General features: G+C 67.3%; 22 protein-coding genes. 15 read left to right on the top strand and 7 right to left on the bottom strand.

Features of this window, described 5'->3' with window-relative positions; all coding sequences use genetic code 11:
- Nucleotides 1–35: 35 nt before the first annotated feature.
- The gene (locus tag ACQ1W9_RS02165; protein WP_431025100.1) at nt 36–920 is read right to left on the bottom strand and encodes a helix-turn-helix domain-containing protein; all 885 of its coding nucleotides are present in this window, start codon (nt 918–920) and stop codon (nt 36–38) included.
- Nucleotides 921–1,105: 185 nt separating this feature from the next.
- Here ACQ1W9_RS02165 and ACQ1W9_RS02170 point away from each other — a divergent pair, with 185 nt between their 5' ends.
- The 6 genes from ACQ1W9_RS02170 (at nt 1,106) to ACQ1W9_RS02195 (ending at nt 7,427) form a co-directional block, all read left to right on the top strand.
- Nucleotides 1,106–1,927 carry an SDR family NAD(P)-dependent oxidoreductase gene (locus ACQ1W9_RS02170; protein WP_431025101.1) on the top strand — a complete coding sequence of 274 codons (822 nt, stop codon included), beginning with the start codon at nt 1,106–1,108 and terminating at the stop codon, nt 1,925–1,927.
- A 38-nt stretch (nt 1,928–1,965) separates the two neighbouring features.
- Nucleotides 1,966–3,750 (top strand): FAD-dependent oxidoreductase, encoded by a 1,785-nt coding sequence (locus tag ACQ1W9_RS02175; RefSeq protein WP_431025102.1) that lies wholly within the window; start codon nt 1,966–1,968, stop codon nt 3,748–3,750.
- A complete protein-coding gene (locus ACQ1W9_RS02180; protein WP_431025103.1) occupies nt 3,728–4,063 on the top strand; it encodes an NIPSNAP family protein in 336 nt (111 codons plus the stop codon). The genes ACQ1W9_RS02175 and ACQ1W9_RS02180 overlap by 23 nt, the downstream gene beginning before the upstream one ends.
- Entirely contained in the window at nt 4,060–4,824 is a 765-nt protein-coding gene (locus ACQ1W9_RS02185) for an SDR family NAD(P)-dependent oxidoreductase (protein WP_431025104.1), read from the top strand. Before ACQ1W9_RS02180 ends, ACQ1W9_RS02185 begins: the two co-directional genes overlap by 4 nt.
- 123 nt (nt 4,825–4,947) lie before the next feature.
- The gene (locus tag ACQ1W9_RS02190) at nt 4,948–5,949 is read left to right on the top strand and encodes a tripartite tricarboxylate transporter substrate binding protein (RefSeq protein WP_431025105.1); all 1,002 of its coding nucleotides are present in this window, start codon (nt 4,948–4,950) and stop codon (nt 5,947–5,949) included.
- Nucleotides 5,950–6,278: 329 nt separating this feature from the next.
- Nucleotides 6,279–7,427: a DcaP family trimeric outer membrane transporter gene (locus ACQ1W9_RS02195; protein ID WP_431025106.1), complete on the top strand. Its 1,149-nt coding sequence runs from the start codon at nt 6,279–6,281 to the stop codon at nt 7,425–7,427.
- Between the two features lie 188 nt (nt 7,428–7,615).
- Here the strand turns inward: ACQ1W9_RS02195 and ACQ1W9_RS02200 are convergent, their stop codons facing one another.
- The 6 genes from ACQ1W9_RS02200 to ACQ1W9_RS02225 form a co-directional block, all read right to left on the bottom strand.
- Nucleotides 7,616–8,440 carry a sugar phosphate isomerase/epimerase family protein gene (locus ACQ1W9_RS02200; RefSeq protein ID WP_431025107.1) on the bottom strand — a complete coding sequence of 275 codons (825 nt, stop codon included), beginning with the start codon at nt 8,438–8,440 and terminating at the stop codon, nt 7,616–7,618.
- A gap of 10 nt (nt 8,441–8,450) precedes the next feature.
- Complete coding sequence (locus ACQ1W9_RS02205; protein ID WP_431025108.1) at nt 8,451–9,074, bottom strand: NIPSNAP family protein; 624 nt, start codon at nt 9,072–9,074, stop codon at nt 8,451–8,453.
- Complete coding sequence (locus ACQ1W9_RS02210) at nt 9,071–10,831, bottom strand: FAD-dependent oxidoreductase (protein ID WP_431025109.1); 1,761 nt, start codon at nt 10,829–10,831, stop codon at nt 9,071–9,073. The genes ACQ1W9_RS02205 and ACQ1W9_RS02210 overlap by 4 nt, the downstream gene beginning before the upstream one ends.
- A gap of 99 nt (nt 10,832–10,930) precedes the next feature.
- Nucleotides 10,931–11,887 carry an AEC family transporter gene (locus ACQ1W9_RS02215; protein WP_431025110.1) on the bottom strand — a complete coding sequence of 319 codons (957 nt, stop codon included), beginning with the start codon at nt 11,885–11,887 and terminating at the stop codon, nt 10,931–10,933.
- 63 nt (nt 11,888–11,950) lie between these two features.
- Nucleotides 11,951–12,730 carry an IclR family transcriptional regulator gene (locus ACQ1W9_RS02220; protein ID WP_431025111.1) on the bottom strand — a complete coding sequence of 260 codons (780 nt, stop codon included), beginning with the start codon at nt 12,728–12,730 and terminating at the stop codon, nt 11,951–11,953.
- A gap of 59 nt (nt 12,731–12,789) precedes the next feature.
- Nucleotides 12,790–13,575, bottom strand: coding sequence for an IclR family transcriptional regulator domain-containing protein (locus ACQ1W9_RS02225; RefSeq protein ID WP_431025112.1), 786 nt, complete (start codon nt 13,573–13,575; stop codon nt 12,790–12,792).
- Between the two features lie 142 nt (nt 13,576–13,717).
- Here ACQ1W9_RS02225 and ACQ1W9_RS02230 point away from each other — a divergent pair, with 142 nt between their 5' ends.
- The 9 genes from ACQ1W9_RS02230 to pcaG all read left to right on the top strand — a co-directional run bounded on the left by ACQ1W9_RS02230 (nt 13,718) and on the right by pcaG (nt 23,033).
- Nucleotides 13,718–15,046: a class-II fumarase/aspartase family protein gene (locus tag ACQ1W9_RS02230; RefSeq protein ID WP_431025113.1), complete on the top strand. Its 1,329-nt coding sequence runs from the start codon at nt 13,718–13,720 to the stop codon at nt 15,044–15,046.
- Nucleotides 15,047–15,223: 177 nt separating this feature from the next.
- Nucleotides 15,224–16,054 (top strand): CoA transferase subunit A, encoded by an 831-nt coding sequence (locus tag ACQ1W9_RS02235; RefSeq protein ID WP_431025114.1) that lies wholly within the window; start codon nt 15,224–15,226, stop codon nt 16,052–16,054.
- A complete protein-coding gene (locus tag ACQ1W9_RS02240) occupies nt 16,054–16,827 on the top strand; it encodes a CoA-transferase subunit beta (RefSeq protein ID WP_431025115.1) in 774 nt (257 codons plus the stop codon). Before ACQ1W9_RS02235 ends, ACQ1W9_RS02240 begins: the two co-directional genes overlap by 1 nt.
- Before the next feature lie 18 nt (nt 16,828–16,845).
- On the top strand, nt 16,846–18,048 hold the full coding sequence (gene pcaF, locus ACQ1W9_RS02245; protein ID WP_431025116.1) for a 3-oxoadipyl-CoA thiolase: 1,203 nt from the start codon (nt 16,846–16,848) through the stop codon (nt 18,046–18,048).
- Nucleotides 18,049–18,125: 77 nt separating this feature from the next.
- Nucleotides 18,126–19,304 carry an alpha/beta fold hydrolase gene (locus ACQ1W9_RS02250; RefSeq protein WP_431025117.1) on the top strand — a complete coding sequence of 393 codons (1,179 nt, stop codon included), beginning with the start codon at nt 18,126–18,128 and terminating at the stop codon, nt 19,302–19,304.
- A gap of 119 nt (nt 19,305–19,423) precedes the next feature.
- A complete protein-coding gene (locus ACQ1W9_RS02255) occupies nt 19,424–20,608 on the top strand; it encodes a CynX/NimT family MFS transporter (RefSeq protein WP_431025118.1) in 1,185 nt (394 codons plus the stop codon).
- Nucleotides 20,609–21,538 (top strand): pca operon transcription factor PcaQ, encoded by a 930-nt coding sequence (gene pcaQ, locus ACQ1W9_RS02260; protein ID WP_431025119.1) that lies wholly within the window; start codon nt 20,609–20,611, stop codon nt 21,536–21,538.
- A 101-nt stretch (nt 21,539–21,639) separates the two neighbouring features.
- Nucleotides 21,640–22,380 (top strand): protocatechuate 3,4-dioxygenase subunit beta, encoded by a 741-nt coding sequence (gene pcaH, locus ACQ1W9_RS02265; protein ID WP_431025120.1) that lies wholly within the window; start codon nt 21,640–21,642, stop codon nt 22,378–22,380.
- Between the two features lie 20 nt (nt 22,381–22,400).
- Nucleotides 22,401–23,033 (top strand): protocatechuate 3,4-dioxygenase subunit alpha, encoded by a 633-nt coding sequence (gene pcaG, locus ACQ1W9_RS02270; protein ID WP_431025121.1) that lies wholly within the window; start codon nt 22,401–22,403, stop codon nt 23,031–23,033.
- Nucleotides 23,034–23,084: the final 51 nt, after the last annotated feature.

Here is a 23,084-nt window from a genome sequence, read left to right on the forward strand (position 1 = left end):
GTGGGGGATAAAGGGAGCATGGGGCCCAGGCGGCCTTAGGCGCGGCGTTCGCGGAAGGCCCTTGGTGATAGCCCGGTGTGGCGTTTGAAGAAGCGGGTGAAGTAGGCCGGTTCCGAGAAGCCCAGGGCATCGGCTACCTGGCTGACCGTCATGCGGGTGTAGGTGAGCAGTCGCTTGGCCTCGAGCATCACCCGCTCGTGGAGCAACTGTTGGGCACTGACGCCGGCCAGGCGTTGGCAGAGGGTATTGAGGTAGGTGCCGGTGATGCCTAGCCGGTCGGCCAGCGAGGCGACCGAGGGCTGCTCTCGGTAGTGCTGTTCCACCAGCCCTTGGTAGCGCACCAGGTGGGTGTAGCCCTTATCACGATGGGGCCGCTGGTGGATGTGGCGCCGCTCGGCGCGGCGTGCCACCAGGACCGCCAGGGCCTGGATCATGGCGTGCAGCATCGGCTCGCGTCCCGCCGCGGGGTAACGGTACTCCGCATGCAGTTGGGTGACCAGACCATCGATGGCGGCGGCCTCGGGCTGATCGGCCAGGGGGAAGTGCGCCGGCTGGAAAAAGGCCTGCTCCTGGGCACCGAGCCGCTCGCTGAGCTCGCCGATCAGGGGGCGTGACAGGGTGATGGCATAGCCGTCGGTGTCTCGCTCGAAATCGAAGCCGTGGATCACCATGGCCGGCACCACCAGCACGCTGGGGGCGGCGATGGGGTGTCCGACGCCCTCCAGATGCAGCTCGCCCGCGCCGCGGCGGATATAGAGCAGGTGCATCAGGTCGGCGTGGCGATGGGGTGGGATATGCCAGTCGTGGGGGCCGCTACGCTCGCGGATCAGCTCGCAGTGCAGCAGGTCCGGTGTCGGCCAGTGCTGGGTCTCGCCGTACAGTTTGAAGACTGGCACGGCCCGTTCCAAGGCATCGATCATGCTCGCTCTCCCCTTTGGGTACCCGCTCCTTCGCCTTAGACCAAAGAGTGAAGGTAGTTAGAAATAATCCAACTCTTGTTGGGTAATGTGCCTTATTTCGCCTGCCTATCCAATGAAAAATACAAGTCATATACCGCCATCAGGCGCCCCATCGGGGGCGCCGACACCATCAGAGGAGGCATCGGATGGCAGCACAGACGACGACAGCGGGTGATTGGCTCGGCCTGGCCGGTACGGTCCAGGTAGTCACCGGCGCGGCCAGTGGCATTGGCGCCGGTATCGCCCGCGCCCTGGCCGAGGCCGGCGCCGACGTGGCCCTGCTGGACCGTAACCTGTCGGGCTGCGAGGCCCTGGCGCGGGAATTGGATGACTTGCCCGGGCGGCGCCTACCGTTGGCCTGTGATATCGCCGATGAGCCGCAAGTGTGGCAGGCCGCGGCAGCGGTGGAGGAGGCCTTGGGGCCCTGCCAGGGGCTGGTCAATGGGGCCGGCATCCTGCGCCCCGGTGGGCTGGCCGAGGTGCCGCTGGACGAATGGAATGCGGTGCTGGCGGTGAACCTTACCGGCTACCTGTTGTGCGCTCGGGCCTTCGGCCGGCCGATGCGTGACCAGGGGCGTGGCAGCATCGTGCACATCGCCTCGGTCTCGGCCAGCCAACCCCAGACCTGGAGCGGCGCCTATAGCCCGAGCAAGGCGGCGGTGGCGATCCTCTCCCGTCAGCTGGCCGCCGAGTGGGGAGGCTTCGGCGTGCGCAGCAATACCGTCTCTCCGGGGATGATCCGCACCGAGCTATCGGCGGACTTCTATGCGCGGCCCGGCGTCACTGAAGCGCGCGAAGCCTTCACCGCCAGTCGGCGTATCGGCGAACCCGAGGACATCGCCAACGCGGTGCTCTTCCTGCTCAGTGAGCGGGCCGGTTACGTCAACGGCGCCGAGCTCGGCGTCGATGGCGGCCTGCCCTGCATGTTGATGGATCGGGTGCCACGCCCCGGCTTCACCGGCGACTGATCTCCCTATTCGAAACGCCCACTCCAGGAGGGCTACCCATGACCCACGACACACAAGCGATCCGTGCGGATCTCCAGTGCGATGTGCTGGTGATCGGCGCCGGCGCCGGCGGTCTCTCGACCGCTATTACTGCCGCTCGGCAAGGGCTCGAGGTCATCGTCCTCGAGAAGGCCGAGGTCTTCGGTGGCACCACCGCCTTCTCCGGCGGCGTGCTGTGGATTCCCGGCAATCATCATGGCCTGGCGCAGAACCCCGGTGACTCACGCGAGGCCGCCCGCGACTACCTGCGCGGCGAGGCCGGCAACTTCTTCGACGCCGAGGCGGTCGAAGCCTTCCTCGACAAGGGACCGGAGATGGTGGACTTCTTCGAGCGAGAGACCGCCGTTCAGTTCGTGCCGACCCTCTATCCCGATTACCACCCGACCCGGCCGGGCGGCGTCGACATCGGTCGCTCGATCTTGGCCGCACCCTTCAACCTGCGCGAACTCGGCAAGGAGATGCGGCGCATGCGCCCGCCGCTCGAGACCATCACCTTCATCGGCATGATGTTCAACTCCTCCAATGCCGACCTCAAGCACTTCTTCAATGCCACCAAGTCGCTGACCTCCTTCGGCTATGTGATCAAGCGCCTGGCCATCCACCTCAAGGAGCTCGCGCTCTACCGTCGCGGCGTCAACGTGACCAGCGGCAATGCCCTGGCCGCCCGCCTGGCCAAGAGTGCCCTGGACCTGGGTATCCCGATCCATACCGGGGCGACGGCCCGCGAACTGATGCACACCGAGGGGCGGATCCATGGCGCCCGGGCAGTGATCGAGGGGCGCGAGGTGACGATCGCGGCACGCCGTGGCGTGGTGCTGGCCTGTGGCGGTTTCGCCCAGGATCTCGAGCGTATCCGCCGGGTCTACCCGCACCTCCGGCGGGGTGGCGAGCACCACTCGCCGGTGCCGGAGAGCAACACCGGCGACGGCCTGGCCATGGTCGAGGCGCTCGGCGTATCGGTGAGCTGTGACTTCCCCCAGACTTCCGCCTGGATGCCCACCTCCCTGGTGCCGCGCAAGGGTGGCGGGTTCGGCAAGTTTCCCCATCTGCTCGACCGCTACAAGCCGGGGGTAATCGGCATCGGCTCGGACGGGCGGCGCTTCTGCAACGAATCCGAGTCCTACCACGATGTCGGCGCCGCCATGATCGCGCACGGGCAGGGCGAACGGACCCATATGTGGCTGATCTGTGATCAGGCCTGCCTGAGCAAGTACGGCTTGGGCTACGTCAAGCCGGCACCGATGCCGGTCGGGGGCCTGATTCGCAAGGGGTACCTGAAACGTGGCAGGACGCTGGCCGAGTTGGCCCGTCAGATCGAGGTCGATCCGCAGCAGCTGGCGCACACCGTCGACGAATACAACACGGGCGCCGTGGTCGGCGAAGATCGCCAGTTCGGCCGCGGCACTACCAGCTTCAATCGCTACCTGGCCGATCCCCAGCACCGCCCCAATCCCTGCGTGGCGCCGATCCAGCAGGGGCCCTTCTATGCCGTCAAGGTCTACATGGGCGACCTCGGCACCTTCGATGGCATCCGGACCGACGTCTACGGCCGGGTGCTGGATGGCGGTGACGAGCCCCTCGCGGGCCTCTACGCGGTGGGCAACGACCGGCGCAGCATCATGGGCGGCAGCTATCCCGCCGCGGGGATCACCCTGGGGCCGATCATGACCTTTGGCTATGTCACCGGCCGTCACCTCGCCGGCATCGACGACGACCTGGCGCGCCGAGCGCCCGCAGAACCGCACGTGGAGGAAACGCCCCATGGCCATCAAGCCGCTGATTGACTACCGCGTCTACACCATCGCCCCGCGCAAGATGGGCGAGTTCGTCGAGGTGTTCAACCGCCTGGCGATGCCGATTCTCAAGGAGACCCTGGGCACCCCGCTGGGCTTCTACACCAGCCTGGTGGGCCCCCAGAACCAGTTCGTGCATCTATGGGGCTACGATTCCCTGGCCGACTACGAGCGGCGCTGCGCGGCGCGCGACTCGCACCCCGCCTTCGCCGACTACCTGGCCGCCTCCGGCCACCTGATCGTGGCCCAGGAAACGCAGCTGATCCGCGGCATCGATGGGCTCAACGACTGGCTGGCGCCATGAGCACGGTGGCCCTGGTCACCGGCGGTGCCCGAGGCATCGGCTGGGCCACCGCTCGGCGCCTCGCCCGAGACATCCCTCATGTGGTGATCGTCGACCTCGACGGTCGGGCCGCCGCGGCTCGGGCCGCGGAGCTCGGCCCGGGACACCTGGGGCTGGGCGTGGATATCACCGACGAGGCCCAGGTGCGGGCCCTGGTGGCGCGGGTGAGGGCGGACTTCGGGCGTATTGACGTGTTGATCAACAACGCCGGCGTCGCCGACCAGCCCGGCGCCACCCTGGAACAGCAGGCCGATGCCTTCGAGCGGGTATTGCGGGTGAATCTGCATGGCACCTTCCTGGTCACCCAGGCGGTCGCCGGCGAGATGCTGGTACGGGGACAGGGCGCCATCGTCAACCTGAGTTCCATCGCGGCGCTGGGAGGTATCCCGACCCGCAACGCCTACGCCGCGGCCAAGGCCGGAATCCTCGGCATGACCCGCTCGATGGCCTGTGAATGGGCCCGGCTCGGGGTCCGCGTGAATGCCATCGCGCCCGGCTATGTGCGTACTGCCCTGATCGAGGAACTGGAACGGCGCGGCACCATCGACACCACGGCCCTGGAGGCCAGGACCCCGATGGGACGGCTGGCCGACCCTACGGAGATTGCAGAGGCGATTGCCTTCCTGGCATCGCCCCGGGCCAGCTTCGTCACCGGCAGTGTGCTGGTGGCCGATGGCGGCTGGAGTGCCTTGGGGGCCCCGGAGGCGAGCCTGCAGGCTTGATCCTCCCCAGGCCGCCAATCAGGGAGGACGGCGGTCATTACCTACCTGCCATGGAGGCGCTGGCGCGGCGTGATCGCTCACGGCTGCGCCGACCCAACACAATCACAATATGAGGTTTAATCCATGAGAACGCCCACGACTGCCCGTCTTGTCCTCTCCGCCGCTGCCCTGCTGACGGCGGGGACTTCCTTGGCCGACTACCCCGAACGTAACCTCCAGGGGACCATCCAGTGGGGCGCCGGCGGTTCTACCGACGTGATCGCCCGTGGCCTGACGCCCCATGTCGAGGAAATCCTCGACACTACCATCGTGCTCACCAATCGCCCCGGCGGTACCGGCGTGATCGGCACCAATCATGTGCTCAACCAGCGCGCCGACGGCTACCAGGTCCTCTACGGTGCCGAGAATCCGCAACTGTTCCCGGTGCTGGGACTGGCCGACTTCGACTACGGTGACCTGCATCCGGTGAACCTGACCAGCGTGGATATCGTGGTCTTCGTGGTGCCGGCCGACAGCCCCTTCCAGACCATGGAGGAGCTGGTCGCGCATATCCAGGAAAATCCCGGCGAGCTGCGCATGGGTAACCAGGGCGCGGCGAGCCTGGCCGCCACCACCCATGCGCTGATCGACAGCCTGATCGACTTCGATGTGCGCCACGTCACCTTCGCCGGTGAGGGGCCGGGGATTACGGCCCTGCAGGGGGGGCATATCGACTTTATGCCCTCGAGCCTCTCCTCGACCCGGGAATACATTAACTCCGGCCGCCTGCGGGCCCTGGCGGTGCTCGATGCCAATCGACTCGAAGCCTATCCGGACATGCCGGCACTCACCGAGCTGATCCCGGACCTCGAGCCCTACATGCCCTATGGCTCCTTCAAGGGCGCTTATGTGCACCAGGATACCCCCGACCATATCAAGGCAATCCTCGAGGCGGCCTATGCCGAGGCCGTGGAGAGCGAGGAGTTCCAGGCCTTCCTGGACAATGTCGGGGCCACCTCGCTGAACCTCTCCGGCGAGGCGGCCCGGGAGTACCTGCAGCGCTGGCAGTCGGTCACCGCCTGGGCGATGTACGAGTCGGGATCGCTGGAGCGCTCGCCGGAGGAATTCTCCATCGCGCGGCCATAAGAGAGAACGAGTGTCTTATCTCTCCTCTGGGGTGGCGGCTTGCCGTCGCCCCTCCCTCAGGCCCTACATTTTCAGAACGATGTTCTAGTTATTTAGTCTAGCCCGTACCGCAGCATTTTATACAAATCATTGATATACATCATTTTTATTATTTTCGCCATGCGAACACTTTCGGTGCATTGACTGATTTAGGAACTTTGTTCTAATTTTGTCAGTGCGAACATTGGTTCGTCATGCGAATGCCTGCCTCCGTCATCCTCCCGCTACCGGTCGGGGGCCTGTATCCATTACGCCGTTTGATTCAATGAATAATCACAACCGAGAAGACTATGCAGATCACCAATTGCAAGCGCTTAGCAGCAGGTTCTCTCTCTCTGATCGGCCTTGCCGTCGCCTCGACCGTCTCGGCCTTTGAGATCGAGGTCGGGGATACCAGCGCCTCGATTTACGGCTATGCCAAGCTGGATGCGACCTATGATCGGGGAGACATCAAGGCGAGTTCCGATGGCCTGGGAAATGCCATCGGCTTCGCCAATCTGGCGGTGGGAGGGGAAGCCAGCTCCAGCGGGCATACCTCAATGCACGCCTGGCAGAGTCGGCTGGGGGTCCGTACCGTTACCCCCACTGCCGAAGGTGATCTGGTGACGGTGGTCGAGGGGGACTTCTACGGCAGTGGCGGTGGTAGTTTCCGTCTGCGCCATGCCTATGGATCCTGGAATGGCATCACCGCCGGCCAGCTCTGGACTAACTTCGGTTCCTTCGTCGGTGATACGCCGGTTCTGGATTTCACCGGTCAGGTCGGCCGCGCCGGTGCCAACCGCCAGGCGCAGATTCGCTACTCCCTGGGAGACTTCCATGTGGCTCTGGAGGCTCCCAACGGCGCGGTATCGGGGACCTCCTATCTTGATGAGGGGAGTGAGCGCCGCGATAGCTTGCCGGATCTGACGCTGCGTTATGAGTCGGGAGAAGGCGCTATCAACTATGCGGCCGGCGCCCTCTTGCGCCAGGTGACTTTCGATGACGGCGAGCGTGACGATTCCGTCAATGGCTGGGGGCTGTTCGCCGGCGGCAATGTCGAGGTCGCACCGGGCACCACTCTTCGGGCTCTGGTCGCCGGTGGTGACGGCATCGGCAGTTACCTCAATAACTCGCCGGCACCCGCCGCCTACCGCGATGGTGACCGCCTGGAGAGTCTCTCTGGTTGGGGCGGGACCGCCGGCATCAGTCAGCAGGTCGGCCCCGGCAGTGTCAATCTGGCTTACTCCTATGTCACCGCCGATTGGGACGACGCCGAAGCGGCGGGACTGGACGTGGCCACCCAGGACGAGGAGCGGCAGTTGATTCATTTCAACTATATCTGGTCGCCTGTCCAACGAGTCTCCTATGGTATCGAGCTGGCCCACGTCGAACGCCAGACCGTCGCCGGTGACAGTGGCGATGCCTGGCGGCTTCAGGGCAGCCTGATCTACAGCTTCTGAGGATAGGGCACCAACGACATTGGGTTCTTTACTGACAGCCTTGCTGACTTGATCATTCCCCGCGTCTGGACGCGGGGTTTTTATTTGGTGCGCCAGGCATGGCGCGCAGCGCCAGAAGGCCCCTCCTGGCAGGAGGGGCCTTCTCGATTGTGGCTGAGGCCCGGGAGAGGGCGGTCGGGGAGTCCGCCTTAATCGCCGGCTAAGGCGCGGGCCTTCTCCAGGGCCAGGGAGGCTCGTTCCAGAGCACTGACTCCCTGCCGGCGCAGGGCCTCGGTGGGAATCTCCAGGCTAAGCGGTACATCGGGAGGAATGATGCTCAGCAATCCCTTGAGGTCGGCCTGGCCGTCGCCGGGGAAGCGCCGCTCGCCGCGGGCCTCGCGCAGGATCTCGTCCATGCTGGAAGGGATCGGCCCGGGTACGTCGCACAGCTGCACATAGCGCATCCAGTCGGCGGGCACCTTGGCCAGGTCCTCCAACTGGCTGCGGGAGCGATCCAGATGGAAGGCGTCGACCAGCAGACAGGCATTGTCATGGCCAGCCTCGCGCACTGTGCCGACGATATGGCGCGCCTGATTGAGGTTCTTCACGGCGGTCCAGGGCATGAACTCCAGATGAGGGTGCAGGCCGTGGGGCTTGGCCAACTCGCAGAGGGCGGCGAAGTTGTCGATTAGCCGCGCGGGGTCGTCGTCGTTGCCGGCCACCAGGATATCGCTGGCGCCGAGCTCGGCGCCTACCTCCACGAAGCGGGCGAAGTCATCGCGGACCCGGGTCTCGGGCTTGAGGCGCAGGATCTCGATGTCGGCCACCTTGATGCCGGTGTCCTGGATGCGGCGGCGGGTATCACGCAGCAGGCCGGCATCGGTGAGCAGCGGGAAAGTGGGCTCTTCAGGGGTCGCCGGGATCGGGCGCAGGCCGACCAGGTCGTAGCCGGCGCGGGCCGCGGTCTCCACCATCTCTGGCGGCGACAGCTCCAGTACCGTGAGGGCGGCCAGGGAGTAGGGATGTCGGCTCATGGTCTGGGACTCATTTCAGCGGCGAAAAATCGGCCGGTAGATAGACAGTGGACTGCATGTCGAGCAGCTGGGCGGGCCCACCCTTGGGCGGCCAGACGCCGTCGGCGACGGTACGGGTGCGGATCTCCAGGCGCTCCTCCAGGGTACGGTAGGGCCAGAGGTGCATGATGCGCGGGGTCTTGCCGTTGGTAGCATAGAAGGCGGCGGCGAGCGGCGAGTAGGCGTCGGTGGTGCGCGGCGGCACGGCGTCTGCCCATCCCTCCAGGGTGGCCTTGAGGCCCGAGGGGCGCACGTCGTAGACGCGCAGCTCGTAGAAGGGGCCGAAGTCACCCGGGGTGATGCCGTCGAGGAAGGGAAAGAGGGTGTAGTCCTCGATGTGCAGGTCGGTCATGAACTCCTCGACGCCCAGCGGGTCGCCGGCCAGCAGCAGGCGGTCGCGCTCGGCCTGACGACTCTCCAGGCTGTCGAAGCCGCGCAGCACCGCGACCTGGTTCAGTGGCCCCAGTTCGGAATACCAGCAGCCGAACAGCTCGCCCTGGACGACTTCGTCCTGTAGGGCCTCCTGGATGCGCGCCATGGCCTTGCCGTGGGTCGCCACGCGCACGGTGAAGGTGATCAGTTCGAAATATTTCATGCACTCTCTCCTGTGATCGCCGAGTCGTCGATGGGCGGCTCGGTCGGAATGGTGGCCTGGCGTTTCCCGGCGGCATGCAGGCCGGCGATATGCCCGAAGGTCATGGCTGGGCCGAGGTTGATGCCGCCGGCTGGGTAGTGGCCGCCCATGATGCTGGCCATATCGGTGCCGGCGGCATAGAGGCCGGCGATGGGCGCGTCTGTGCCATCGAGTACCTGGGCGTGTGCGTTGGTCTTGAGGCCGGCGAAGGTGCCGAAGCAGCCGGGGACCACCTTCACCGCGTAGAAAGGCCCCCGGTCCAGAGGCGCGACACAGGGGTTGGGGCCATGGGCCGGATCGCCGTTCTTGCGGTTGTAGAGGGTGGAGCCACGGCCGAACTCGGGGTCCTCGCCTTGAGCGGCGTACGCATTGTAGCCGGCCACGGTAGCGGCGAGGCCGTCCGGGTCGATACCACAGTTCCTGGCCAATTCCTCGAGGGTGCGCCCCGCCTTGAGATAGCCCTTCCTGATCCAGTGCCGGAAGGGTACCGGCGCGGGGCGGGTGATGCCGAGGCCATAGCGGCGCTGGAAATGGTGGCTGCAGACCAGCCAGGAGCAGACCTCCTCGCCCTCCGGCGCCGCCTTGACCATGGCGTCCACGTAATCGTAGTAGCCGCCGGCCTCGTTGACGAAACGCCTGCCGTTTCTCAGTACGCCGATCACACCAGGCTTGGCTCGATCGATGATATGCGGGAAGTGGCCGACGCGGCCATCGCCCTTGGGCACCAGGGATACCGGGGCCCAGGCCACTGGCGAATAGAGGTCGGTGGCCACCACGCCGCCCACGGATTCGCCGAGAAGTAGGCCATCGCCGCTGGCGGAGGGGGGCGGCAGGGGCCAGTGCTCCTGGCCGCTGGGCGTGCGCGGGAAGAGCTCGCGGCGGCGGGCCACGTCCCAGGGAAAGCCGCCGGCGGCCAGCACCACGCCGCGCCGGGCGGTGAGGGTTACTTCGCCGTCCGGGGTCTCCACCACCACACCGGTGACCCGCTCTCCCTCGCGGATCAGCCGTGTCGCCGGCGAGGCCACGCGAAGTTCGACCCCCAGATCGTCGGCGGACTTGGCCAGGCGCCCGGTCAGGGCCACGCCGTTGACCAGTTGCATGGCCCGGCCGTAACGGGCCAGATCATAGAGATGCCGGGTAAAGCGCTTCGCGACGTGGGCGAAGGACTTGAACGAGCGGGTGACGGTCAGAAATGCCTTGAGGTCCGCTCCGGCCTGGATCGGCATGCCCAGGAAGGCGGTCTCGGGCATGGTCTTGCGCAGCTTCTTCAGGGTGTGACGTCCCAGCTCGCGGCCGTCGAAGGGGGCGGCGATCACCGAGCGGCCACCGGTGCCCGCCCCGGGGGTGTCGCCGTGGATATCGGCGATGGCGTTGCCGTCGGCGAACTGCAGGGCGGTCTTGTCGTGGAAGAAGGCGACCATCTCGGGGGCGGCGTCGAGGAAGGCGTCGATCTTCGCCGCATCATAGCGCTCGCCCAGCTCGTGGCGCAGGTAGGTGCGCACCGTCTCCGGGTCCTCGTCGATGCCGGCCGCCTTGGCGAGCGGGTTGAGCGGTGTCCACATCCAGCCACCGGACCAGGCGGTGGCGCCGCCCAGCGTCTCGGCCTTCTCTACCACCACCACGCGGAGGCCGTGGTAGGCGGCGGTGACGGCGGCGGCGAGGCCGGCAGCACCGGAGCCCACCACCACCAGGTCATAATCGTGTCGTGTCTTGGCCATATCGGGCCCTCGCTGGAATGCTGTTCCAGTATAATTTAGAACATCATTCCAGTTTTATCAATGGGCGACACCCAATCGTTAAGGCGCAGATAATGGTTGTTAGCCGCTGGGCAGCAGGCCGTAGGCCTTCATCAGTCCGATGGCCAGGCTCAGGGTCACGAAGGCGGCGAGGGTGCCGACCATCAGGGCGGCGGCACCGACCCCGGCCATGCCATAGCGTTGGCCGAGCAGCGGGTAGATGCTGACCATGGGCGCGCAGGCGAACAGCAGGGCCCCCGCCAGCAGCATCGGGTCCGCTTCGGGCATCAGCAGGAAGACCCCGAACACCGCCAGGGGATGGAGGATCAGCTTGCCGGCCACGATCTGCCCTACGTTCCCCAGCATGCCGCCTACCTGGAGTCCATAGAGGGTGCCACCGATCACGAACAGCGCCGCCGGGCCGGAGGCGCCCGCCAGCATATCGATGACCTGGGCCAGGGGGCGGGGTAACGTCGTCTCGGTCAGCGCCAGCAGCAGACCGAGAGCCAGGCCGATCAGGATAGGGTTGCGGATCAGTCGGGCGAGGGTCTTGCGGGTGACCGCGACGAGTCCGGCACCGCTCTGGCGTCCCGCCTCGGCGAGGATCAGCGCCGCCGGGATGATCAGCAGATTCTCGATCACCATATTAAGGGCCAGGAAGACCGCCGCCGGGGAGCTGCCCAGCACCATGGCGGCCACCGGATAGCCGATAAAGCCGCTGTTGGAGGCGGACATGCCCAGGGCATGGATGGCGCCTTCGCCGAGCGGCTTGCGCTGCAGGGCCAGGGTCAGTAGCAGGGCGCAGGCGAACACCGCCGCCGAGCCGAGGCCGTAGGCCAGCAGGTAGTGGAACTGGAGAACCTCGTCGAGGGGGGTCTGGGTCAAGGCGCGGATCACCAGCGCCGGCAGGGCAAAGTAGAGCACGAAGGTGCCGATGCCCTGTATTTGCTCCCGGGTCAGCAACCGGGTCGCCATGGCCAGGTAGCCGGCGCCGATCAAAAGGAATATCGGTGTCGTGATCACCAGGATCTCGAGCATGCCGGCCTCCATGCGTGGCGACACGATCGGGCCGAGGGAGCCGCGCCTGTCGTAGAGAATGAATCAGGTAAAGAGTCGCGAGGTGGGGGTGGCCTGGGAGAGCTCCTCGGCGGCGGTCACCAGCGCCTGCCCCAGCGCCTTCACCCGCTCGGCATCGAGGCGCACGCTGGGGCCGGCGATGCTCAGCACCCCCTGGGGATGGCCATCCAGGGGATGGCGCACCAGGGCCGCCATGGCGGCGGTACCCGGGCCCATGCTGTCGTGGGTCCAGCTGTAGCCGCGTTTGCGGGCCTGGTGCAGGTGCTCGAGCAGTGCTTCCTTGCTGCGCGGGGCATTGGGTCCCAGCGGGTGGTCGGTCTCCATGCCCTGAGTATCCACCAGGGCGAGGGCCTCCTCGTCGCTGAGCGCGGCCAGCCAGGCGTGGCCGCTGGCGGTACAGAACAGCGGCGCCTCCTTGCCCATGTCCGGGTCGTAGCGCAGCCCGCTGCGCGCGCCCTGAGCCTTGGCGATCCAGGTCAAGCGGCTGCCCTCGATCACCGAGAGGCGCACCAGCTCGCCGCTCTCTTCGGCCAGGCGGTCGAGAATAGGCTGGACGATATCGCTGGCCCCGGTGCTGGAGAGGTAACGAAAGCTGAGGGCCACCAGCCGCGTGGTGAGCTGGTAGCGCTGGCTGATGGGATCCTGGCGCACATGGCCCAGCCGGATCAGCTCGTGGCAGATACGGTGTGCCGCGCTCTTGGGAATGCCCAGCCGTTCGGCAACCACCAGCAGTGGCAGGCCGTTGGCGTCTTCGGAGAGGGCTTCCAGCACCCCCAGGGTGCGTTCGATCAGGCTGGCCGCCATGGTGATATCTCGCTATCCAAAATGGTTATTCTAGAACTATGTTCAGGAAGATGCATCTCTCAGCTGATGGTGGCACGAATCTCGCGGGCCTTGCGCTGCAGCAGTGGCAGATACTCTGTCATCAGGGTGTCGAGGTCGACCCGGGCGGCGTTGGTGCTGATATTGATGGCCCCGAGCAGCCTGCCGTTGGCGTCGAAGGCGGGTACCGCCAGCGAGCGCAGCCCGGAGTCGAGTTCCTGGTCGGCGAGGGCGTAGCCCTGTTGGCGTACCTTGCGGATGCACTTCCTCAGCGCGGCCTTGTCGGTGATGGTCTTGTCGGTATGGCGGCTTAGCTCCACCCGGGCCAGGTAGGCGTCGAGCTCGGCGTCCGGCAGTTGGGCCAGCAGGGCCCGCCCCATGGCGGTATGGGCGGCGGGCAGGCGGGTACCCACCGAGAGAGTGATGGCCATCAGCCGGTGGCGGGCCGCGGAGCGTGCCACATAGATGACGTCATCGCCATCCAGCACCGCCAGGGAGGAGGATTCGCTGCATTCGGCGGTGATATCCTCCAGGACCTGCTGAATCACGCTACGATAGTCATTGGCGGAGAGAAAGGCATAGCCCAGTTGCAACACCCGCGGTGCCAGCTCGAAGTTTCGCCCCTGCTTGCGCATATAGCCCAGAGCATGCAGGGTCAACAGGAAGCGCCGGGCGCGGGCACGGTTCATGCCGGTGCGCGCCGCCACCTCGCTCAGCGTCATGCGCGGCTGGCTCTCGTCGAAGGCCAGAATCACCTCCAGGCCGCTGGCCAGGGCGGTAACGAAGTCCCGGTCGTCGGTGCTGAGAGCCTCTTCCTCTGCGATCATTGCCATCCCATCGTTGTACTCGGTGATGTTGCTCAGGGTCTGCTCTTCAATCTAGCATAGTGTTCGAATTACGAACACTTGTACGGATTAAGGCTTTGGTCGGTAAGCCGCGCCGACCGGCCCCTGGTCCCAGGAGAACCCTATGCCCGCCCCCCTGCTTCAGCACCCCTTTATGAGTCAAGCGGCCCTGGCCGAGTGCAACGCCGACGCCATGATCGCCGCCATGCTGGCCTTCGAGCTGGCCCTGGCCGAGGTCCAGGAGGCGTGCGGCGCCGTGCCCGAGGGGGCGAGCGGGGAAATGCGCGACCTCCTCGAGGCGCATGCCTTCGATGGCCAGACCATCGCCGCCGGTATCGCCAGCGGCGGTAATGCGGCCATCCCCTTCGTCAAGCAGGCCCGCTCTGCCCTGCCCGACGAGTTGAAGCGCTATTTCCACCAGGGGGCCACCAGCCAGGACGTGGTGGACACGGCCCTGATGCTGCTGCTCAAGCCGCGCCTGGCGGCCCTGGACGCCCTGCTGGTGCGCTGCCGGGCCGCCGCCACGGCGCTGATGGCCGCCCACGACGAGACCGTGATGGTGGGGCGCACCCTGATGCAGCAGGCATTGCCGATCACCTTCGGCGTCAAGGTGGCCCACTGGGCCATCGGCCTGGAGCAGGCGCGCCGCCGCCTGGCCACCGTCGAGCTGCCGCTGCAGTTCGGCGGCGCCGTGGGGGTGCATTCGGGCTGGGACGACCTGGGGCTCGACTTTATGGATGCCCTCGCCGAGCGACTCGGGCTGAGTGCCCCGGTGCTGCCCTGGCATACCGACCGCCAGCCGATCCATGCCCTGGGCACGGCCCTGGATGCGGTGGCGGGGGCCGCCGAGAAGCTGGCCCTGGACGTGGCCCTGCTGACCCAGACCGAGGTGGGCGAGGTGGCCGAGCCCGCCGCGCCCGGCATGGGCGAGTCCTCCTCCATGCCCCACAAGCGCAACCCGGTACGCTGCGCCTTGATCCGCGGGGCGGCCCGCCAGGTGCATGGCCATACCACGGTGCTGCTCAACGCCGCGGCCCAGCCACTGGAGCGGGGCCTCGGCGAATGGCACGCCGAATGGGCGCCGCTGATTGACAGCGCCCTGCTGCTCGAAGGCGCCCTGGAGCAGGCCGCGGTACTGCTCGAGGGGCTGGAGGTGCACCCCGAGGCGATGCGCCGCAACCTGGCGGCCACCGGCGGCGGCATCATGGCCGAGCCGGTCGCCAAGCTGCTGGCGCCTATACTGGGACAGGAGGCCGCTAAACAGGTCAGCGCCGAGGCCGCCGAGACGGCGCGGCAGCAGGGCAAGGCCTACGCCGAGGTGCTCGCGAGTCATCCGGAAGTGCAGGGCCGGGTGCCCCCCGAGGCCCTGGCCCGGGCCACGAACCCCGCCTTATACCTTGGTAGTAGCAAGCGACAGGTGCGGCGCGCTATCACCTGGCTGGAAGACGAGTAATCGTCTGAAATATAGATATTTTTTAAAGGAAACCCAGGAGGGGAAGCATGGCTTCCCCTTTTTCGTTTCCGGCTGGTGGAATTTGACGGCGAGGCGCTTCGGGGTTACGTTGTTCGTATAGCAAATCAATGTTCGTTGCTCGAACTTTATCGAGAGCCACCGCCAGGAGGAGATCCCATGGCCGAGTTCCTGAGCCTGCATGATGCGGTCGCGCGCTACGTCCAAGACGGCGCCACCGTAGCCATGGAGGGCTTTACCCACTTGATTCCCTTCGCCGCGGGTCACGAGGTGATCCGCCAGGGCAAGCGTGACCTGACCCTGATCCGCATGACCCCCGACCTGGTCTATGACCAGTTGATCGGTGCCGGCTGCGCCAGGAAGGTGATCTTCTCCTGGGGTGGCAACCCCGGTGTGGGCTCCCTGCACCGCCTGCGCGACGCCGTGGAGAAGGGCTGGCCACGCAAGGTCGAGATCCTCGAGCACAGCCACGCCGCCATGGCCTGCGCCTTCGAGGCCGGCGCGGCGGGACTGCCGCTGGCGGTGCTGCGCGGCTATGTGGGCAGCGAGCTGCCCAGCGTCAACGACCAGATCAAGTTCATCGAGTGCCCCTTCACCGGCGAGCGCCTGGCGGCGGTGCCCTCGGTGCGCCCGGACGTCTCCATCGTCCACGCCCAGAAGGCCGATCGCGCCGGCAACGTGCTGGTGGAAGGCATCGTCGGGGTGCAGAAGGAGGCGGTGCTGGCGGCCAAGCAGAGCATCGTCACCGTCGAGGAGATCGTCGAGGACCTGCGCGCCGAGCCGGATTATCACCCCAACGCCTGCATCATCCCCGGCTGGGCGATCACCGCCATCGCCGTGGCCGAGAAGGGCTCGCTGCCCTCCTATGCCCACGGCTACTACCCGCGCAACAACGCCTTCTACAAGGAGTGGGACGCCATCGCCCGGGATCGCGACGCCTTCACGGCCTGGATCGAAGAGAACGTCATGAATGCAGGGGGGAACGCCTGATGAGCCTCGATTACACCTCCGCGGAGATGATGACCGTCACCGCCGCCCGCGCCCTGGAAAACGGCATGACCTGCTTCGTCGGCATCGGCTTGCCCAGTGAGGCCGCCAACCTGGCGCGCCTGACCCATGCCCCGGACGTGGTGCTGATCTACGAATCCGGCACCCTGCAGACCAAGCCCGACGTGCTGCCGCTGTCCATCGGCGACGGCGAGCTGGCCGAGACCGCCCTGACCACCGTCGCGGTGCCGGAGATGTTCCGCTACTGGCTGCAGGGCGGCAAGATCAACGTGGGCTTCCTGGGCACCGCCCAGATCGACCGCTACTGCAACCTCAACACCACCCTGATCGGCGACTACCGCGAGCCCAAGGTGCGCCTGCCGGGGGGCGGCGGTGCACCCGAAATCGCGACCAATGCCGGCGAGGTGTTTATCACCCTGAAGCACTCCAAGCGGGCCTTCGTCGACAAGGTCGACTTCGTCACCACCCTGGGCTTCGGCCGCGACGGCAAGGGCCGCGACGGCGTGCCCAATATCGGCAAGGGCCCGACCCGGGTGATCACCGACCTGTGCGTGATGAAGCCCGACCCCGAGACCAAGGAACTGGTGGTGGTCTCCCTGCATCCGGGCGTCACCGCCGAGCAGGTTCAGGAGGCCACCGGCTGGGAGCTTCGCTTCGCCGAGACCCTGGAGAGCACCCCGGAGCCCAGCGCCAAGGAGCTCGAGATCCTGCGGGATCTCAAGGACCGCACCGCCCGTGCCCATAGCGGCCAGTAAGCCGAGCAGGAGAGCCATATGACCGACGTTTATCTCTGCCATCCGCGGCGCAGCGCCATCGGCCGCTTCGGCGGCACCCTCTCCAGCGTGCGCCCCGACGACCTGGCCGCGAGCATCTTCAAGGCGGTACTCGCCGAGGCCCCGAGCCTCGACCCGGCGGCCATCGAGGATGTCTTCATGGGCTGCGCCAACCAGGCCGGCGAGGACAACCGCAGCGTGGCGCGGATGTCCGCGCTGCTGGCCGGCCTGCCCACCTCGGTACCCGGCACGACGCTGAACCGCCTCTGTGGTTCCGGCATGGACGCGGTGGGCACCGCCTTCCGCGCTATCAAGGCCGGCGAGATGGAGCTGGCGCTGGCCGGCGGCGTGGAGTCCATGTCCCGGGCCCCCTATGTGATGGGCAAGGCCGATAGCGCCTTCTCCCGGGGCCAGAAGATCGAGGACACCACCATCGGCTGGCGTTTTATCAACCCGCTGATGAAGAAGGCCTATGGCGTCGACTCCATGCCGGAGACCGCCGAGAACGTCGCCGAGCGGTTCAAGATCGCCCGCGAGGATCAGGACGCCTTCGCCCTGCGCTCCCAGCAGAAGGCCGCCGCCGCTCAACAGGCCGGACGCTTCGCCGAGGAGATCACCGCCATCGAGATCCCCCGGCGCAAGCAGGAGCCGCTGCTCTTCGATCGCGACGAGCACCCGCGGGAAACCACTCTCGACAAGCTCGCCGGCCTGGCGACGCCCTTCCGCGAGGGTGGCAGCGTCACCGCCGGTAACGCCTCCGGGGTCAACGACGGCGCCGCCGCCATGCTGGTGGCCAGTGCCGCGGCGGTGGAGAAGCACGGCCTGACGCCCATGGCCAAGATCCTCGGCATGGCCACCGCCGGCGTCGAGCCGCGGATCATGGGCTATGGCCCGGTGCCCGCGGTCAACAAGCTGCTCGAGCGCACCGGGGTGTCGATGGACGAGATCGACGTCATCGAGCTCAACGAGGCCTTCGCCGCCCAGGCCCTGGCCTGCATGCGTGACCTGGGCCTCGACGACGACGACCCCCGGGTCAATCCCAACGGCGGCGCCATCGCCCTGGGTCACCCGCTGGGCATGTCCGGCGCCCGCCTGCTGCTGACCGCCGCCCATGAGCTGCAGAAGAGCGGCAAGCGCTACGCCCTGTGCACCATGTGCGTGGGGGTGGGGCAGGGTATCGCGACGCTGATCGAGCGGGTCTGAGCGAGACCGAAGGTTGAATGCAGGGCCGGTGATATGATGTCGCCGGCCTTGTCCGTTGTCACACACGGAGAGAGATCATGGCATTTCTGACTATCAAGGGCCGCAGCGTGGCCTATCGCCTGCTCGGCGCCCAGGCCAACCCCCTGGTGGTGCTGGCCCATCCGCTGGGCATGACCCAGGCGGTGTGGGACGACATCCTGCCGGCGCTGCTGCCCCGCTATCGGGTGCTGACCTGGGACCTGCCCGGCCACGGCGCCAGCCAGGCCTGGGGCGAGGGCGCCATCGCCCCGGCCGACCTGGCCGCCGAGGCCCTGGCCCTGGCCGATCAGGCCGGCGCCGAACGCTTCCACTTCGTCGGCACCTCCATCGGCGGGGTGGTCGGCCAGCAGCTGATCGCCGAGCATGCCGAGCGGCTCGCCTCCGCGACGCTCACCAATACCGGGGCGGTGATCGGCACCGCGGAACTCTGGGACACCCGCGCCGCTCGCGTGCGCGAGGAAGGCCTGGCGGCGATGAGCGGCGAGATCGTGCCGCGCTGGTTCGCCCCGGCCTGCTTCGAGGCCGAGCCGGCCCTCAAGCCCGGCTGGATGACCCAGATGGGCCGCGGCGACGACGAGGCCTACGCCAAGCTCTGCGAGATGCTCGGCGGCCACGCCTTTACCGGCAAGCTCAGTGGGAAGGGCGTCAAGGTGCAACTGCTGGGCGGCAGCGAGGACCTGGCGACCCCGCCGGCGACTCTCGAGGCCCTGTCTGGCGAGCTCGATGGGGCGCCGCTGACGATCCTCGACGGCGTGGGCCATGTGCCCTCCGTGGAGGTGCCGGCGCGGTTCGCCGAGACGCTGCTGGCGACCCTGGCGGTGGACCTGGGCGAGGTGGGCGCCCATGGCGTGGACTACGCTACCGGCCTGGCGACCCGCAAGCAGGTGCTGGGCGAGGCCCATGTGGCGCGTTCCACCGACAACGCCACCAGCCTGGATGCACCCTTCCAGCAGATGATCACTCGCCTGGCCTGGGGCGAGCTGTGGAGCAACGACGACCTCACCCGTCGCGAGCGCAGCATGATCACCACCGGCATCCTCGCCGCCCTGGGGCGCGAGGAGCTCGAGCTGCACCTCAAGACCGCCAAGCGTATCGGCCTCAGCGAGGCGGAGCTGCGCCAGGTGCTGATGCACGTGGCCATCTACGGCGGGGTGCCGGCGGCCAACCACGCCTTCGCGCTGGCCAAGGAGCTGGGTTGGGGCGGGAAGCAAGACTAGACCTTTGTTAGAATGCTAACAAAGCATGCCTCATGGCATGATACCGAAGCCGGCCGATGTGCCGGCTTCGGTTTTCTGGACACTGGTGGAGAGAGGGCATGAACCAGGACGCGGCGACCATGACATCCTCAGACGGCCTGCGGCGGGCCCTGCTGACCTATGGCCTGTTGTGGGGCCTGGGGCTCTATCTGCGCCTGACGGTGCTGGTGGTGCCGCCGCTGATTCCTCAGCTCAAGGCGGTGCTCGGCTTCAGCGGCGGTGAGGTGGCCATCGCCACCAGCCTGCCGCTGGTGACCCTGGCGCTAGGCGGGTTGGCGGCGGGCTGGCTGCTGGCCCGGCTCGGGGTACGCAGCTGCATGCTGGGCGGCCTGGCGGTGATGGCGATCGGCAGCGGCCTGCGCAGCCTGCCCGAGGGCTTCCTGCCCTTTATGCTGGCGACCCTGTTGATGGGCGGCGGTATCGCCCTGATGCAGGCGGCGATGCCCATGCTCGCCAAGCTGTGGGCGCCGGAGCGTATCGGCCGCGCCTCGGCAGTCTATACCAATGGCCTGCTGGTCGGCGAACTGCTGGCCGCCGGGGCCACCGGCCCGCTGGTGGCCGCCTGGCTGGGCGCCCAGTGGCAGTGGGCCTTCGCCCTATGGGTCGCGCCGGTGCCACTGCTGATGCTGGCGCTCGTCGTGGGTGGCCGTCGCCTGCCGGCCCTGGCCGCTGGCTCCCGGGCCGCCGGCCTGACCCTGCCGGACCGCCACGACGGCCGCATGTGGGGCCTGGCGGCCCTGCTCGGTGCCGCGGCGGCGCTCTATTTCACCGGTAATGTCTTCCTGCCGCCACTGCTCGAGGAGAGCGAGCGATTGTCCCTGCTGGCGCCCAGCCTGACCGCCCTCAACGGCGCCCAGATGCTCTCCTCGGCGCTGCTGATTTTCTGCGCCGATCGTCTGATGGGGCGCGCCGCGCCCTTGATCGGCATCACCGCCCTGGCCCTGCTGGCGCTGCCGCTGATGCTCTGGCTGCCCGGCGGCGCCGTGGTCTGGGCCGCCGGGGTGTTCGGTTTCTTCACCAGCGCGCTGTTTATCTTCGTGCTGGCGCTGCCGGCCTGGCTGGTGCGCCTCGAGGCCTTGCCACGACTGATGGCCGGCATGCTGTTCTTCGGTTATCTTCTGGTCTTCGCCATCACCGTGGTGGGCGGCTGGCTCAGCGACCTCTCGGGCAGCGTGGCGCTGGCCTTCCTGCCGACCCTGTTGATCTGTCTGGTGGCCATGGCCGGTACCCCCCGGCTGCTCGCCGTCCGCCCGCAAGAGGCCTGAATGCTCAATTCCCGCATCAAGCTGCGTCATCTGCAGGCCTTCCTCGAGGTGGCTCGCCAGCGCAGCTTCGCTCGGGCCGCCGAGCGCCTGGCGATCACCCAGCCCGGGGTGTCCAAGACCATCCGCGAGCTCGAGGAGATCCTCGGTACCGGCCTCTTCGAGCGCACCCCCCAGGGGGTGGCGCTGACCCAGGCGGGCCTGACCCTGCTTCGCCACGCCGGGCCCGCGCTGCGCGCCCTGGAGGAGGGCGTGGGGGCGATCGGCGATAGCCATCGTGACACGCGCTGGCTGCGGGTGGGGGCGCTCTCCACGGTGGAGAGCCGGCTCTTGCCCGAGGCGCTGCAGCGTTGGCACGGCAACGGCTCGCCCTACGGCGAGGTGGGAGTCAACGTGGTCACCGGTCCCAGCGCCTTCCTGCTCTCGCGGCTGCGCCGCGGCGAGCTGGACCTGGTGGTGGGGCGCATGACCGAGGCCCGCGAGATCCACGACCTGGCCTTCGAGCACCTCTACTACGAGCGCTTGCTGTTGGTCGTCCGCGCCGGCCATCCGCTGGCCGGGGTGGATCCCCTGGCGGCCGAGGCACTGACCGATCACCCCTGGGTGCTGCCGCCCCCCCAGACCACCCTGCGTCAGCAGGTGGACAGCTTCTGTGTGCGCCATGCCCTGTCACTTCCGTCGCGACTGCTCGAGACCCTCTCATTGCCGCTGAGCCGCGGTTATGCCCTGGCCAGCGACGCCATCTGGGTGGCGCCGGAGGAAGCGGTGGCCGATGCCCTGGCCCGGGGCGAACTGTGCGAGCTCTCCCTGGCCCTCGAGCGCCAGGGCGGTTCGGTGGGGCTGTGCACCAACGCCAGCCTGCGTCCCTCCCTGGCCCTGGAGGCCTTCTGCGAGACCCTGCGCGAAGTGGCGACGGGGGCGATCAGGGCATAACCCAGGGGTTATGGAGGTGGGGCGAGACGTCAATTGGCAGTTTGGCGGCGGGGCGCCACACTGAATCGGGACAACTCCCTGATCCGCAGAGACGAGCCGATATGCAAGACGATAACAAGCGCTTCGTGGAGCGCGACCGTAACTGGCACCCCGCCGCCTACACGCCCGGTTACAAGACCTCCGTGGCCCGCTCCCCCAGTCAGGCGCTGGTCAGCCTGCAGAAGCCCAGCGCCTCCGAGCTGACCGGCCCGGATTTCCGCCACCTGCGCATGGGGCCCCACGACAATGACCTGCTGCTGAACTATCGTGAAGATCCCGCGTTGTCAGGGGCGGCCGGGCTGCCGGTGGGCGAGCGCATCCTGATGTTCGGTCGAGTGGTCGATCAGTTCGGCAAGCCGGTGCCGCACACCCTGGTGGAGATGTGGCAGGCCAATGCCGGCGGCCGCTACCGCCACAAGAAGGATGCCTACCTGGCGCCGCTGGACCCCAACTTCGGCGGGGTGGGGCGCTGCCTCACCGACGAGGACGGCTGGTACCGCTTCCGCACCATCAAGCCCGGTCCCTATCCCTGGGGCAACGGCATCAACACCTGGCGCCCGGCGCATATCCATGTCTCGGTGATGGGCCCGGCGATCTCCACCCGCCTGGTCACCCAGATGTATTTCGAGGGCGACCCGCTGATCCCGATCTGCCCCATCGTGCAGACCCTCAACGACGCCGAGGCCGTCGAGACCATGATCGGCCGCCTCGACATGGCGCGTGGCAGGCCCATGGACTGCCTGGCGTATCGCTTCGACCTGGTGGTGCGCGGCGAACTGCAGACCTATTTCGAGAATCAGTGATACAGGATCAGGGGATTACCATGAAACAGCCCAATTCGACCCCCACCGCCGAGCTGATGCTGCGCGAGACCGCCTCTCAGACCGCCGGTCCCTACGTGCATATCGGCCTGGCCCTGCACGTGGCCGGCCTGCCCGAGCGTGACGAGGAACTCTGGAACCGCATGGCCAGGCCCGAAGCCGAGGGCGAGCTCATCGAGGTGATCGGCACCGTCATCGACGGCAACGGCGACCTGGTGCGCGACGCCCTGCTCGAGGCCTGGCAGGCGGACAGCCGGGGCGTGTATCGTCCCGAGTTCGATCTCGAGCAGCCGTTCAACGGTTTCGGGCGCACCGCCACCACCGCCGAGGGTGGCAGCGAGTGGTCGCTGACCACCATCAAGCCCGGCGCGGTGACCCGCGGCGACGGCAAGGTGATGGCCCCGCATATCAACCTGGCGATTTTCGCCCGGGGCATCAATATCCAGCTGCAGACCCGCCTCTATTTCGAGGACGAGGCCGAGGCCAACGCCGCCTGCCCGGTGCTGAGTGCCATCGAGTCGCCGGCGCGTCGTCAGACGCTGATCGCCACGCGTGAGGAGGTCGACGGCAAGGTACGCTACCGCTTCGATATCCGCCTGCAGGGCGAGGGCGAGACGGTGTTCTTCGATTTCTAGGCCCCGGGTCCGCCTTCCCGGTATCCGCCCGTCGCGCCGTCCTATCCCCTA

It is taken from the genome of Halomonas sp. H5, from assembly GCF_050613175.1.
GTDB lineage: Bacteria > Pseudomonadota > Gammaproteobacteria > Pseudomonadales > Halomonadaceae > Bisbaumannia > Bisbaumannia salifodinae.